Origin of the sequence: Shewanella olleyana (assembly GCF_023283825.1) — a bacterium.
GTDB lineage: Bacteria > Pseudomonadota > Gammaproteobacteria > Enterobacterales > Shewanellaceae > Shewanella > Shewanella olleyana.
Genome location: NZ_JAKILD010000004.1, coordinates 128,223 through 142,740 on the forward strand (window position 1 = coordinate 128,223; position 14,518 = coordinate 142,740).

13 protein-coding genes are annotated in these 14,518 nt (G+C 41.9%); 2 read left to right on the forward strand and 11 right to left on the reverse strand.

From position 1 onward, the window contains the following. Nucleotides 1–562: 562 nt before the first annotated feature. The 11 genes from dbpA to L2735_RS04365 form a co-directional block, all read right to left on the reverse strand. The gene (gene dbpA, locus L2735_RS04315) at nt 563–1,966 is read right to left on the reverse strand and encodes an ATP-dependent RNA helicase DbpA (RefSeq protein WP_248983530.1); all 1,404 of its coding nucleotides are present in this window, start codon (nt 1,964–1,966) and stop codon (nt 563–565) included. A 162-nt stretch (nt 1,967–2,128) separates the two neighbouring features. Beyond that, nucleotides 2,129–2,995, reverse strand: coding sequence for a pirin family protein (locus tag L2735_RS04320; protein ID WP_248983630.1), 867 nt, complete (start codon nt 2,993–2,995; stop codon nt 2,129–2,131). A 253-nt stretch (nt 2,996–3,248) separates the two neighbouring features. Next, nucleotides 3,249–4,019, reverse strand: coding sequence for an ABC transporter permease (locus L2735_RS04325; protein ID WP_248983531.1), 771 nt, complete (start codon nt 4,017–4,019; stop codon nt 3,249–3,251). Further along, nucleotides 4,019–4,954 carry an ABC transporter ATP-binding protein gene (locus L2735_RS04330; protein ID WP_248983532.1) on the reverse strand — a complete coding sequence of 312 codons (936 nt, stop codon included), beginning with the start codon at nt 4,952–4,954 and terminating at the stop codon, nt 4,019–4,021. Before L2735_RS04330 ends, L2735_RS04325 begins: the two co-directional genes overlap by 1 nt. 122 nt (nt 4,955–5,076) lie before the next feature. Beyond that, on the reverse strand, nt 5,077–5,607 hold the full coding sequence (gene hpt / locus L2735_RS04335; RefSeq protein ID WP_248983533.1) for a hypoxanthine phosphoribosyltransferase: 531 nt from the start codon (nt 5,605–5,607) through the stop codon (nt 5,077–5,079). 39 nt (nt 5,608–5,646) lie between these two features. Then, nucleotides 5,647–6,318: a flavin prenyltransferase UbiX gene (locus tag L2735_RS04340; RefSeq protein WP_248983534.1), complete on the reverse strand. Its 672-nt coding sequence runs from the start codon at nt 6,316–6,318 to the stop codon at nt 5,647–5,649. Between the two features lie 88 nt (nt 6,319–6,406). Next, a complete protein-coding gene (gene mpl / locus L2735_RS04345; RefSeq protein ID WP_248983535.1) occupies nt 6,407–7,819 on the reverse strand; it encodes a UDP-N-acetylmuramate:L-alanyl-gamma-D-glutamyl-meso-diaminopimelate ligase in 1,413 nt (470 codons plus the stop codon). 219 nt (nt 7,820–8,038) lie between these two features. Continuing rightward, complete coding sequence (locus L2735_RS04350) at nt 8,039–8,341, reverse strand: AzlD domain-containing protein (RefSeq protein ID WP_248983536.1); 303 nt, start codon at nt 8,339–8,341, stop codon at nt 8,039–8,041. Then, complete coding sequence (locus L2735_RS04355) at nt 8,338–9,129, reverse strand: AzlC family ABC transporter permease (protein WP_248983537.1); 792 nt, start codon at nt 9,127–9,129, stop codon at nt 8,338–8,340. Before L2735_RS04355 ends, L2735_RS04350 begins: the two co-directional genes overlap by 4 nt. 165 nt (nt 9,130–9,294) lie before the next feature. After that, on the reverse strand, nt 9,295–10,116 hold the full coding sequence (locus tag L2735_RS04360; protein ID WP_248983538.1) for an ion transporter: 822 nt from the start codon (nt 10,114–10,116) through the stop codon (nt 9,295–9,297). Nucleotides 10,117–10,427: 311 nt separating this feature from the next. Continuing rightward, complete coding sequence (locus L2735_RS04365; protein ID WP_248983539.1) at nt 10,428–10,571, reverse strand: hypothetical protein; 144 nt, start codon at nt 10,569–10,571, stop codon at nt 10,428–10,430. A gap of 453 nt (nt 10,572–11,024) precedes the next feature. Between L2735_RS04365 and L2735_RS04370 the strand changes: the two genes are divergently transcribed. Together L2735_RS04370 and fadB are read left to right on the forward strand one after the other, a co-directional pair. Beyond that, entirely contained in the window at nt 11,025–12,332 is a 1,308-nt protein-coding gene (locus L2735_RS04370) for an acetyl-CoA hydrolase/transferase family protein (RefSeq protein WP_248983540.1), read from the forward strand. A gap of 27 nt (nt 12,333–12,359) precedes the next feature. Beyond that, nucleotides 12,360–14,504 carry a fatty acid oxidation complex subunit alpha FadB gene (fadB, locus tag L2735_RS04375; protein ID WP_248983541.1) on the forward strand — a complete coding sequence of 715 codons (2,145 nt, stop codon included), beginning with the start codon at nt 12,360–12,362 and terminating at the stop codon, nt 14,502–14,504. Nucleotides 14,505–14,518: the final 14 nt, after the last annotated feature.

Genomic DNA, 14,518 nt, shown 5'->3' on the forward strand with positions numbered 1-14,518 from the left:
ATTTGGTTCATAAAACTTGTGATGACATCAAATGTCTTTATATTTGAACAACAAACTCAGGCTGAAATGGATATTGCCCTAGATGAAGTTCAAACGGATTGAAAGCCAAACCCATCAAATTAATGGCATCTCATTACTTACAAGTTACGATAGGTTTACTGGCAGACTCACACTGTCTTCTGTGAGTAATGAGACGTTGAGTAATAAGACTGTGTTAGCAAGTAAGAATATGTTTCTGTCTCCTTTTTCCTCTCGATCCTTTTGTTTAAGTGACAAGCAATACCAACTAAGAGCAAGTTGGGTGATTTTATGGCAATCAAGCATTGTTGAAATAGTCCAACCTCACAATACAAGCGTGTCCATTATTAAAGAGCTACTTCCTCAAAGGCGACGACGAACAATCATAGTCTGCAGCTATGTGGCAATGATGAGCCTGATTAAGCTCGCATTTATCCTGACTGCGCCCATTTAAATAACAAACCTAAATCTGACATACAAAAAAGCGAGCTTAGTTTGCACTAAGCTCGCTTTCATTTAATTATCAAAAGTTACTTTTCAGATATTACAAAAACCAAGCGCGATAAGTCTTACCTTTCAAGCGGCCTTTGGTAATTTTGTTCAATGCCTTTTTCGATGCATCACGTTTAACAGCAACAAATGAGCGAATATCGGTGACTTTAATTTTACCAATATCAGCGCCGTTAATGCCGTTCTCACCCGTTAAACCACCCACAATATCACCAGGGCGGATTTTGTGCTTCTTACCCGCATCAATTTGAATCGTGATCATTTCCGCTTCTTGCGGCTGCTTGTTTAGCACGTTCATTGAAGGCAATGTTTCGCCATCAATTTCTTTTCCAATCAACTCTTCAATTTCTACCATTCTGTGGCCATCTGAATGACTAAAGAAGGTATAAGCTGCGCCTTTACTGCCAGCACGGCCTGTACGGCCAATACGGTGAATATGGACTTCAGTATCGTAAGCAATATGGTAGTTAAATACCGCTTCTAAGTCTTCGATATCTAAACCGCGAGAGGCGACATCGGTTGCCACCAAAATACGAGCACTACGGTTAGCAAAACGCAGTAACATCTGATCGCGATCGCGCTGTTCAAGGTCACCATGCAGCGCCAGTACACTAAAACCTTGCTCCGCTAATGTGTCAGCAACTTTTTGAGTTTCACGCTTGGTATTACAAAATACCACTGCACTTTCTGGCTGCTTTTCCAGTAACAATAAACGCAATGCTTCTAAGCGGGCTTCATTATCTTCAGTATGATAAAAATGCTGTTCAATGGTGTGATTATCGTGAGTTGCTTCCACTTTAACCATTAACGGCTTATACATGATTTGTTCAACAATCTGTTGAATTTGCTCAGGGAAAGTTGCGCTAAATAGTAGCGTTTGACGCTCGTGTGGCGTTTCAGCAATGATTTGATCAATATGATCTTGGAAACCCATTTCTAGCATGCGATCCGCTTCATCTAATACCAACATGTTAACGTTGCTTAAATCTAAACGGTTACGATCTAAGTGATCGACAATACGACCCGGTGTGCCGACAATAATATGCGCGCCATGCTCAAGTGAGCCAATTTGCGGCCCCATAGGAACGCCACCACAAAGGGTCAGTACTTTAACGTTATGGATACCGCGTGCTAGGGTTCGAATATCCTTTGCTACTTGATCGGCAAGTTCACGGGTTGGACATAGCACCATAGTTTGAATGCGAAAACGTTTCACATCTAACTTGTTTAACAGCCCTAAACCAAATGCAGCAGTTTTACCTGAACCGGTTTTTCCTTGGCCAATCACGTCATCACCCGCCAGAATAGCTGGTAAGCTTTCAGCTTGGATTTGAGTCATAGACTCGTATCCCATTGTTTTAAGATTATCAAACAAACCTGGTTTAAGATTAAGTGATGCGAAAGCCGTATTAGCGGCCTTTTCAGTAGACTGACTCAAGGTGAATATCCTCTGATATCAAAGCAAAGTTGGATAGTAGAAACAACTCGGCCAAGGATAAAATACCTTGGCCAATTGTTTGAATGTCTATTGTAGCAATTTTATCCGCTAGTCGCTGACATTTATTTGAATAATGCTGCTGCAATTAACTTAAAACCATCATTAAACAATCTCACCGAAACGCCCTTGTTGATAATCATCAATGGCCTGATTAATTTCAGCCTGAGTGTTCATGACAAATGGCCCCATATGGACAATTTCTTCCTTGATTGGGCTGCCTGCTAGCAACAATATTCCAGCCGCTTTATTGCCCGCTTTAATATGAGTGTTCGCATCAGGTTCTATCATCAATAATTGCCCTTCTTTGGCAATGAGTTGCTCGCCCTTGGCATCCATATATTCAAGTTCGCCTTGATAGATATAAGCACTCACGCTTTGATGCGCCGACAAATCAACTCTGGCCTCACCTTTAGCAGTTACTGTCACATCTGCAATGGCGCCTTTGCCTGCTAATCCCTGAATGCTTGCTTCGATAACTTCAGAAGCTTCTGCAAACTGCCAATTTCCTGCTAGTGCTTTTAGTGTAGCGCCACTTGCATTACTCACTATTGGGTTTGGATTTTCTGTCGTGTCTTGGTAAATAGCTGGACGCATTTTATCTTTGGCTGGCATATTCAGCCAAATTTGAAACCCATGTAAGCCGTCATTAGCATCTGCCAGTGGCATTTCCGAATGAACTACGCCGCTGCCAGTACTCATCCACTGCACATCACCTGAGCGGATTGCTTTAACATTACTCAGCTGATCTCGATGCTCAAAGCCGCCTTTTAAAATATAAGTAAAGGTTTCGATGCCACGGTGAGGGTGGGCTGGGAATCCGCCAATAAAATCTTGCTGATCATTAGATTTTAACTCATCAATCATCAGGTAAGGATCGAAGCGGGTATTCAAAAAGTCAGCCACTCGCTTAATATTAACTCCATCACCGTCCATTGCAGGTCTTGCGGTAAATTTGCTTAAAACCTTCATCATTAGCATCTCTGTAAACTGTTAATAAGTTCACTTTACCCACCAAATAGTAGAATGAATATTGCAATTAACAGCAGATATAGTTCGATTTAATAGAATCAATAGGTATTCGTGACTAGAATTTTTCAATAAAAAAGGACTCAATTGAGTCCTTTTTTAGCTTATATTTGCAGCCTATCAATAAAAGCTAGCTACATCTTTAGTAAAGGCTAGCTACGCCTTCCATAAAAGCTAGCTACAGCTTTAATAAAAGCTAGCTACGTAGGCCAATACCGCGTGAAATTAAGTAATAAGCCACAAACCAGAGCGTGGCGCAGAAACCAACCATAATCGCGATAGATAACGGCACACTGATGTCCGCAAATCCTAAGAAGCCATAACGGAATACGTTAATCATATACACCACAGGGTTTAACGCCGATACACCTTGCCAAAAATCGGGGAGCAGCGACAGTGAGTAAAACACCCCGCCTAAATACGTTAATGGCGTTAGGATGAACGTAGGGATAATACTGATATCGTCAAAGCTTTTAGCAAACACCGCATTGATTAACCCGCCTAATGCAAACAGCACTGAGGTTAAAAAAACGGTCATAATAACTAATCCAACATGGTGCAATGAGATATTAACGAAGAACATAGCCACCAAGGTTACGATTAAGCCCACAGACAAGCCGCGTGCAACACCTCCGCCAACAAAGCCAGCAATCATGACATAATGCGGCACGGGGGCAACCATCAACTCTTCAATGCTGCCGTGCATCTTGGCACTAAAAAATGATGAGGCCACATTCGAATACGAGTTAGTGATCACTGACATCATAATCAAACCAGGTGCTATAAATGCCATATATGACACTCCACCCATTTCACCAATTCGATTACCAATTAAATTACCGAAAATCAAAAAGTATAAGGTCATGGTAATTGCTGGGGGAACAAGTGTTTGTACCCAAATACGAGTAAAGCGGTTTACTTCTTTGGTAAGAATACTTTTAAAGGCAATCCAATAAAGCTTATTCATTATTTTGCCTCCTTGGCTTTTTTCACTAACTCAACAAATAGCTCTTCTAGACGGTTGGCTTTATTACGCATCGATATCACTTCAATGTTGGCTTGGGTAAGCGAGGTAAATACATCATTGATATTGTTCTCTTTTACAATATCAATCTCCAGCGTATGCCCATCAATTAAACGGCATTTTATACTGCCTAAGTCTGGTGCAGTGTCGATATTATGACGTAAGTCGAGGATGTAGGTTTCCATGTTGAGCTTACTGAGCAAAGACTTCATCGTGGTGCATTCCACCAGCATCCCTTGGTCAATAATACCGATATTGCGGCAAAGCATTTCAGCTTCTTCAAGGTAGTGAGTCGTTAAAATAATCGTCACACCTTGGCTATTAATATCTTTAAGAAATTCCCACATAGAGCGGCGAAGTTCAATATCAACACCCGCTGTTGGCTCATCAAGTATTAATAGTTTTGGTTCATGCATTAACGCACGGGCTATCATCAGTCGGCGCTTCATTCCGCCCGACAAAGCTCTAGCTTGGCTATTGCGTTTTTCCCATAAATCCAGCTGACCTAAGTATTTTTCAGCTCGAACAAGAGCAACATCACGGGTAACCCCGTAGTAGCCAGCTTGATTGACCACAATCTGTAGTACTGTTTCAAACTGATTAAAATTGAATTCTTGTGGTACGAGGCCAATACACATTTTGGCGCGCTCTAATGACTTATCGATATCGTAATCAAAGACCTTTACGCTGCCTGAAGACTTTTGCACTAACGAGCTGATCACCCCGATGGTTGTCGATTTACCCGCACCATTGGGACCTAACAAAGCAAAAAAATCACCTTGTTCAACGGTTAAACTAATTCCTTTAACAGCTTTTACGCCACTTTTATAAGTTTTTTGCAGGTTTTCGATCACCAAAGCGTTGGTGGTTTTGCTCATTATAATACCTCGAATCCATGATTTATAAGTGTCAGATGCATCGTTATATCATCTATAACTTTTTGGGTCAGCACAAAACAAAACTCCCGCCTATAGCGGGAGTTTACAAACTAAAGCCAAGATTAATCTAATGGTACAACTTTAGCGATGTAAGGCAGGTTACGGTACTGCTCAGCATAGTCGATACCATAACCTACGATGAATTCGTCAGGAATGGTAAAACCAATAAAGTCGACAGGTACATCAACTTCACGGCGTTCAGGCTTATCTAATAAAGTACACAGCGCTAAGCTTTTTGGCTCACGCAGTAATAGCATATCGCGGACTTTATTTAAGGTGTTGCCAGAATCAATTAAATCTTCAACGATCAATACGTCACGATCGGCGATCTCAGATGAAACATCTTTTAAAATCTTCACATCACGTGTGCTTGTCATTGCATTGCCATAGCTTGAAACTGACATAAAGTCGATTTCAACATGGCCTTTAATACGGCGACATAAGTCAGCCATAAAAACCACAGACCCTTTCAATAAGCCGACCATTAACAAACGCTCGCTGTCTGCGTAATGGGCATTAATCCTTTCAGCTAATATATCCAGTTTTTCGTTGATTTCTTCTGCAGAAATCATCACTTCGGTTGTGTGTTTCATATTACTCTCAGTTGTCGTGATTTTCGGGCTTAACTTAAATTAAATAGCGGTGTCGTCGCGAGACTTTTGTGCAGCATAACCCCAGCGATTTGTCAGCCCATGTTCAATACCCAAATGATCTAGAATTCGGGAAACCATGAAGTTTACCAGATCTTCTATCGATTGGGGATGGTGATAAAAGCCTGGAGCTGCTGGCATGATGGTTGCGCCGTTACGTGTCAGGCTCAACATATGCTCTAAGTGTATGGCACTAAAAGGAGTTTCTCGCGGAACTAAGATTAATTGGCCGCGCTCTTTTATTACCACATCCGCCGCTCTTTCTAACAAATTATTACTCATTCCGGTCGCCACAGCAGCTAAAGTACCCGTTGAGCAAGGACAAATGACCATTTGCTTTGGCGCAGCGCTACCTGATGCAGGTGGCGAGAACCATTCGTCTTTTCCTAAAACCACTAACTCACCGACAGAAGAATCAGTCATCTCAAAATGGTTCAATAACTGCTCATGGGCTTTTTCTGGATTGGCACTAAGCTGTAAGCCTTCTTCGGTGGCCAGCACGACTCGCGCCGCACTCGATATCATCAAAAACACCTGATAATCAGCGGCTAATAAACACTTTAATAGTGTTAATCCATAAGGCGCACCTGAAGCGCCAGTCCATGCAAGACTGATCGCTTTAGCTCTTTTGTTGTACTGGGTTGTGTTACTCATAAACTCTCTAAATACAGCTAACGGTTTTAGTTAACCTTAATACGTTCAAAATACTGTTGTCGGTGCAATTTTAACAAAAATAGCATGACTATTTTAGTGCACTCATTAGCTTTGGATGAATACCATTAAAGCCACCATTACTCATAATGACGATGGTATCACCCGCGCTCGCCTCGGCACTGACTAAAGCGATAATCTCATTAATGTCAGTCGATACTGTCACCGGTAAGCTCGCACTCGCCATATTGGTTTTAATATCCCAACCGATATTGTCAGCTTGGTACAAAAATGCGCAATCCGCTAATGTCATTGATGCTGCAAGCGTATCTTTATGGACACCACTTTTCATGGTGTTTGAGCGTGGCTCTAACACCACAATCAATTTACCTGTCGCTTGTTCGCCTGCGCCCACTTTTGCACGTAAGCCTTGCAAGGTGGTTTCAATCGCTGTTGGGTGGTGAGCAAAATCATCATAAACCGCAATGTCATTCACAGTGCCCAGCAGTTCTAAACGGCGCTTGGGCGGAGCAAATTTAGTTAACGCTTCAATAGCCAGTGCTGGCGCAACACCCACATGACGCGCTGCAGCTATTGCCATAACCGCATTTTCGATATTATGCTGACCAATTAAGTCCCAATTTAAAATGCCTTGAGACTCGCCATTAAACATCACTTCAAATTCATGGCCGTCAGCCGCTATAGAGTTCGCGTACCAACCTTCTTGGCTGCTATTTTGACTACTATTTTGACTACTAGCAGTCGCGTGGAACAGCTCTTGCTCGCTCCAACATCCAAGCTCAATCACTTCTTTTACTGCGTTATTTTCAGCAGGCCAAATCACTTTTCCTTCACCCGGCACAGTGCGAATGACATGGTTAAATTGCTTTTGAATTGCCGCTAAATCGGCAAAGATATCGGCATGGTCAAACTCAAGATTATTAATGACTAAGGTGCGTGGGCGGTAATGGACAAACTTAGAACGTTTATCGAAAAAGGCACTGTCATATTCATCGGCTTCAACCACGAAAAAAGGCGAGTTACCTAATCGAGCTGATACACCAAAGTTTTGTGGCACGCCGCCAATTAAAAAACCAGGCTCGTAACCACAATCTTCTAATACCCAAGCCAACATGCTTGAAGTCGAGGTTTTTCCATGGGTACCAGAAACGGCAAGCACCCAACGTTCAGGCAAGATATATTCTGATAAAAACTGCGGGCCTGAAGTGTATTTAATACCGCGATTAAGCACCGCCTCAACACAAGGGTTACCTCGGCTCATTGCATTGCCAATCACCACGATATCAGGCTGGTTCTCATCTTCTTTACCTAATTGGCTTGGATCAAACCCTTGGATAAGTTCAATACCTTGCTCTTCAAGCTGAGTGCTCATTGGCGGGTAAACATTGGCGTCACTGCCAGTGACTTTGTGTCCCATCGCACGGGCTAATAATGCGAGGCCGCCCATAAAAGTGCCACAGATCCCAAGAATATGTACGTGCATGCAATTGCTCTATTGAGAATGATTTGTGGCTTATTCTAAAGCATTGGGGCAAAGATTGTCAGGTCACAATAACAAGCTTTAATGTTTACCATTGAGGGGGAAATTAGTCGATGTAATTAAACAGGCATCAACATGCTTGGTTAATTTCAATTTATCAGTCCATCAGTGATTATACTCAGGACAATTTCACTCTATAAAAAATAGTGCGGCTATTTAGCGCTAAAAGATAATAAAAAACAGCCCAATACTGAGCACAGTAGCGAGTAAGGTATTGCGGGTAAAATACGCTAATAAAGTGGCGACAACGCCGCACACTAAATAGCTATTATTAAAGCTAATATCTAAATGACCTTCGGGAGCGAATACAATTGGTGCCAAAATAGCGGTTAATACTGCTGGCGCTGAATAACTTAAAAATGTCAGGGTTTTATCGCTAAGTTTAAGCGGCAACTTAGGCTCTAATAAAAGATATCGGCTGACAAACACCAGCGTCGCCATCGACAAGATAATTATCCAAGTCATGAGTTATCCTCCGAAGGTAACTCTCGAGCAAGCTGGCGACCTTCACCTGTTAATCTGGCATAAACCACCCCTGCAACCATGCCTGATATGGAAGCAATTAACAGCCCTGCCTGAATAGAAAATATGGCGCAGATGACAGCTAGGGTTAGCGACACTAATACACACACCAAAATCGACGGCTTTTTTACCGTAGGCACGACCAATGCAATAAAAGTTGCGGCAATGGCAAAATCTAATCCAAGCTCATTGAGATTGTCGATTGATTGCCCTGCTATAATGCCCATAAAGGTTGCCATATTCCAGCCAAGATAAAATGTCAGCCCACCGCCGAGCGCATACCAGCGGTCAAACTTATGCTGCTTTTGCTTAGCTGCGTTATTGTTACTGTTATTGTGGCTGTGATTAGCAATAGCAAATAACTCATCAGTCAGTAAAAAGCCTAACCCTAAACGCCATTTAAGTGGCAAGGGGCTAATATGACTACGCATCGCCATGGCATACAGTAAATGACGTGAAGTGATTAATAAGGTGGTGATTAAAATGCTGCCAAGACCTACTCCGGCTTTAATCATCCCAAGTGCGACTAATTGCGCACTACCTGCAAAAATGATCGCTGACATAGCTTGGCTTTGCACCGCTGTCAGTCCTGCTTCTAAAGCCAATGACCCCGCTAATATTCCCCAAGGAATAACTGCTATGGTTAATGGCATCACAGCTAATAGTCCTTTCAGAAAAGAGCGGCTTTTAAGCCTAGATGTGCGCTGGTCCACTATGTTATTTTCAAGCATTTTTCAGCGCTTCCTTGAAAGAGAGGTGGCAAGTTTTCGTGAAAATTCCATCCTTGTTGTCCAAATCATCAACAAGAAGATTAAACTAATACCGCAAAGCATCTATTTGATGCTTTAGCAGGTTAGCATTACCTTTCAAGTGTCACATAAATATTTACATCAATATTAGGCTTTCTTTGCCAGCATCTCAGTCAATTGATCTATCTTAGCATTAAGCTGTTTAATATCTTCAGCTGTGGCTACTTGAGGATGAGTTTCACCATCATCTTCACTTTGCTCTTCACGCATTATTTTGGTTTCTTCGCCCATCACATCAAGCACGGCACCGACCATCATGTTGAGAAATACAAAGGTGGTTAAGAAGATAAAACTTAAATAATACAGCCAGCTTAATGGATACACTTCCATCGTTTCGTACATGATAGACGTCCAAGATTCGAACGTAGAGATACGGAACAGTGTCAGCATTGCGATGGATACATCGCCCCATAAAAAGTCATTCACATTAGCAAAGAACATGCTGCCGATGGCGCCGTATATATAGAAAATAACGAACATTAACAGGGCAATATAACCCATTCTTGGGATAGCTTTAAGCAATGCGTTAATCAGCATTCTTAGCTCAGGTACCATAGACACTAATCTGAGTACGCGGAAAATACGTAATAGTCTTGCCAGCAAAATGGTCGAGCCACCCAGCGGCACTAAGCTGCCAATCACGATAATGGTATCGAAAATATTCCAACCTTTAGAGAAAAACGATTTAGTGTTATCACTGGCCATATAGCGAATGATGAGCTCTATCAGGAAGAAAGCTGTAATGGCGATATCCAATACATATAAGCTGTTTTCAAGCAGTGGGGGTAATTGATAAGTGTGCGCACCAATCGACAAGGCCGATACGATAATCACAAAGATAACAAACCCTTGGAATGTTTTACTTTGGTCAACTTTTTTAAGTGTATTGAGAACGGCTGAGGCTTGCATACTGGCTTTTGGGCTCCTAAAAATACCCCTCAATTTTGAGGATGGACGAGACTACTTAACCAAGATTAAAATAGTCTTAAATATGATTCAAAAGCCTTAGCTTATATCACATTCAATTTAAAAGGCGCTAATATACAAGTTCGTTATTGTTTAGGCTAATTAACTAAAATTAAAGTTTTCATTCAATATGATATATCGGTGCCTTGTTGCTAATGATGTTACTAAAATAAATTAACAAGCCACCTGACAATACTTTAAAAGTTCACATCAAATGACCAGCTAAAAACACCATTTAACCTATACTTTTCCGTTCAGCCAACCACCATCATTCCCTGTCTTATACAAGTTGAAGAATCAAGATCGATACCAATATGAGGCTCTTGCTCCTGCCTTTGTGATTTATCTTTTAAAAAGTCTTGTAAGTTAACTAAATACAGAAGAATCAACACGGTCATTTGAGTTATTCATACTCGCTACGCTAGTGCTTGTATTAGATACTCGTGCTTGTATTAGATACTCGTGCTTGAAGTTATACTCGCGCTTGAAATCGCCGTTTCACCAGGCCCTAAAATCATTTCTCAGAGAGTAGTTTGACTTGTTTGTATATTCTCGGCCTCAATCTCTGCGCCTACAACCATTAACCCCTGCACTCAAATCAACAAGTTTCAACAGCCCCCCTCCTTTCGTTGAGGGGAAGAATTGTTAATTACATCATATAAAAGACATTTGACTTGAGGTGTTATGTATTTGGCATGAAATGCCAAATAACGCTGACCTCTTTGGCATACATTAATAGGCCAGAAAAGGAGCTACTTCTGAATCTGCATCCTCTACTTGTCCATATTTTTAGGATGTACATTTGTACAAAGGAATTCAAAATAAATTTATATTTATTCATAGAGGTTTTTATGGCACTTTGGCAACAGAACTACGAAAGTAAGTTAATTTCACTGGCCGATTCAACAAAGCTAATCAAGTCCGAAGATATTGTATGGGCTGGCGGTTTATTAGGCTCTCCAATTTTATTTTTACTTGAATTAGAAAAACGTGCAGCAGAAATTGAAAACTGCACATTATATACCGGCCTGCTTACTCACCCATATGGCTTTTTAAAACCTGAATTCCGCAGTAGTTTCAAGCATATGAGCCTTTTTATGGGGCCACTTGAACGAAAAATACAAAAAACAGGTAACGTTGAAACGATCAATTTCCACTTTTCTCACTTCCCTCAACTATTTAACAAGATCAAACCCAATGTCATGGCCGTTGAAATGACACCTCCTAACGAAGATGGTTTTATGAGTATGGGCGCATGTGGTGGTGTCGGTAATGCAGAAGCAATGAAATATGCAGACACCATTATCGCTGTGATTAATAAGCAACAACCCTTTATTGGTGGTGATGAGAACTTAGTGCACATAGACCAAGTGACTCACATAACTGAAGGTCATCATCCTGTAGCTGGCCCTAAAGGTAGCGAGCCATCAGAATTAGAAAAAACCATCGCATCGCACGTTGTCCCATATGTAAAAGATGGCATGACGATTCAAATAGGCATTGGCACAATTTCTAACGCAATGGGAATGGCATTAAAAGGTCACCAAGACCTTGGCATTCACACTGAGATGTTTACCGAATCTATGATGGAGTTGTGTAAAGCTGGCGCAGTTAGCGGCAATAAGAAAAATTATAAACCCAATCGAATTGTGACTGCGTTTACTGCAGGTTCACAAGAGTTAATCGATTACGTTAATGGCAATCCTGAAATTGAAATGGGAAATGTATCGACCGTTGTCAATCCATACGAGATTGCTAAAAACGATAACTTTGTTTCACTCAATACCTGCATCATGACCGATTTAACCGGTCAAGTGGCTTCTGAAGGTGTTGGCTTTAATCAAATTTCTGGTTCAGGTGGACAAGTCGACTTTATCCGCGGAGCTCAAATGTCAAACGGCGGTATCAGTATTCTTTGTCTTGCCTCAACACATAAAGGTAAAGACGGTATTGAGTCAACTATCCGCGTTGCACTGCCTGCTGGGACCCCCGTTACCACACCTCGTAATGATGTTCAGATTATTGCAACAGAATTTGGTAGCGCAGATCTTCGTGGCCTTTCAGTTCCACAACGCGTTGAAGCGTTAATTGAAATCGCCCATCCAGACTTTCGTGATGCACTGCGTGACGAAGCGTTTTCTGCTGGCCTTTGCAAGTAACCTGACCGATTTAACGAGGATAATTTTATGTACCAAGGACAAAGTTTTCAAGTTGTCTCACGCGGTCAGTTTGCTGAACTGATTTTCGATGACCAAAATGATGCAGTAAACACACTCCGTAAGTCTGCAGTAGAAGACTTACAAGCCGCTATTGCGGTATTAAGCCAGTCTGATGCTAAAGGTTTAATCATTCGCTCAGGTAAAGGCTTATTCAGCGCAGGCGCAGATGTAAAAGCATTTCGAGCATTATTCGCTGACGGTGAGGTTGCTATTAGTGGGTACCTTGAGTGGGTTCATTCGGTTTATAACAGCCTTGAAGATCTGGCTATGCCAAAAGTCGCTATCATAAATGGTGTCGCGGCAGGTGGTGGGGTTGAGCTGTCTATGCTTGCTGAGTACCGTATAGCAACGGCTGACGTAAAAATAAGTCTACCAGAAGTCAAACTAGGCATCATGCCAGGTTGGGGCGGAATGACCCGCCTTCCAAGAATTATTGGTTTAGACACGTCTCTACAGTGGCTCACGACAGGTAAAAATTTTCGTGCAGACAAAGCACTTGAACACCATTTTGTCGATGGCGTCATTGATGCAAAAGCGGATCCAATTGCTGAAGCAGAAGCTGTACTTGTCTCTTGTATCGAAGGAGACTTTGACTGGGCTGCACGTCAAACAGAGAAAAAATCTGCACTTGGACTGAGTCAGTTCGAACTGAGTATGTCTATCAATGTCGCACGTGGCATGGTAGCGAAAGTGGCAGGTAAGCATTATCCAGCGCCTAGCATTATGCTAGATACGATTGAGAAAGCAGCATATTGCTGCCGTGAAGACGCGTTGAGCATTGAGCGTGCTGGTATTGTTAAGTGTGTCCAAAGCGGTGTGGCTGATGCTCTTGTGTCAGTGTTTATCAGTGACATGACTGTAAAAGCGAAAACCAAGAAGTTAGCTAAAGCAGCTGAAGCAACAAAAGAACTTGGGGTTATTGGCGCAGGCATTATGGGTGGTGGTATTGCATATGTCACTGCAGATAAAGGCATGGATGTTGTAATGAAAGACATCAATAAAGCCGGTATCAATCTTGGTTTATCAGAAGCCAATAAATTACTGGTTAAACAAGTTGCCAAAGGCCGAAAAACACCACTTGCGATGGGTGAAACGTTGAATCGTATTCAACCGACCCTTCACAACAATGCACTTGAAAGCTGCGATTTGATTATTGAAGCTGTGGTTGAAAACCCAGTCATCAAACAAAAAGTACTGTCTGAACTTGAAAGTGTGGCTCCTAATGCCGTGATTGCATCAAACACTTCAACATTAATGATTACAGGATTAGCCAAGGCCATGCAAAAGCCTGAAAATTTCTGTGGCATTCATTTCTTCAACCCAGTGCCAAACATGCCACTGGTTGAAGTCATTCGTGGTGAAAATACCAGTGAAGAAACAATCACTAAAGCCGTAAAATATGTCGAGCAACTGGGTAAAACACCGATTGTCGTTAACGATTGTGCAGGTTTTCTTGTCAATCGCTGCCTGACGCCTTACTTTCTCGCCTTTAACAAGTTAATTGTTGATGGTGGCAATATCCCTGCGATTGATAAAGTCATGAGTAAAGGTTTTGGATGGCCTATGGGGCCTGCACACCTTCTTGATGTGATTGGTTTAGATACAGCAGCACATTGTATTGACGTCATGGACGAAGCATTTCCAGGACGTATGTCTAAGCCTGAAATCAATGTTATTCAGCGTTTTGTTGATAACAAGTTCTTGGGGCAAAAAAATGCTCAAGGTTTCTATGCACATACGCCAGACCGTCGCGGACGTATCAAGCCAAGTGCATCAGAAGAATCTAACGCACTGATCAACTCATTATGTTCAAGCAACAATGAAGATTTTGATGCTGAAACCATTACATTGCGCATGATGCTTCCGATGATGTTTGAGGCGATTCGATGCCTTGATGAAGGGGTTATTGCATCTGCAGAAGAAGCTGATATCGCCATGATTTATGGTACGGGCTTCCCACCTTTCCGTGGTGGTTTATTCTATTACATGGATAAATTGGGCTTAGATAAGCTCATGGCTGCAGCGGATCAATTCAGCCACCTAGGTGAGCTTTATCAAGCACCTAAAGGCCTCATTGAGCGCGCTAATAACAACCAGAAATTTTACGTTTAATCCGGGGAAATAAT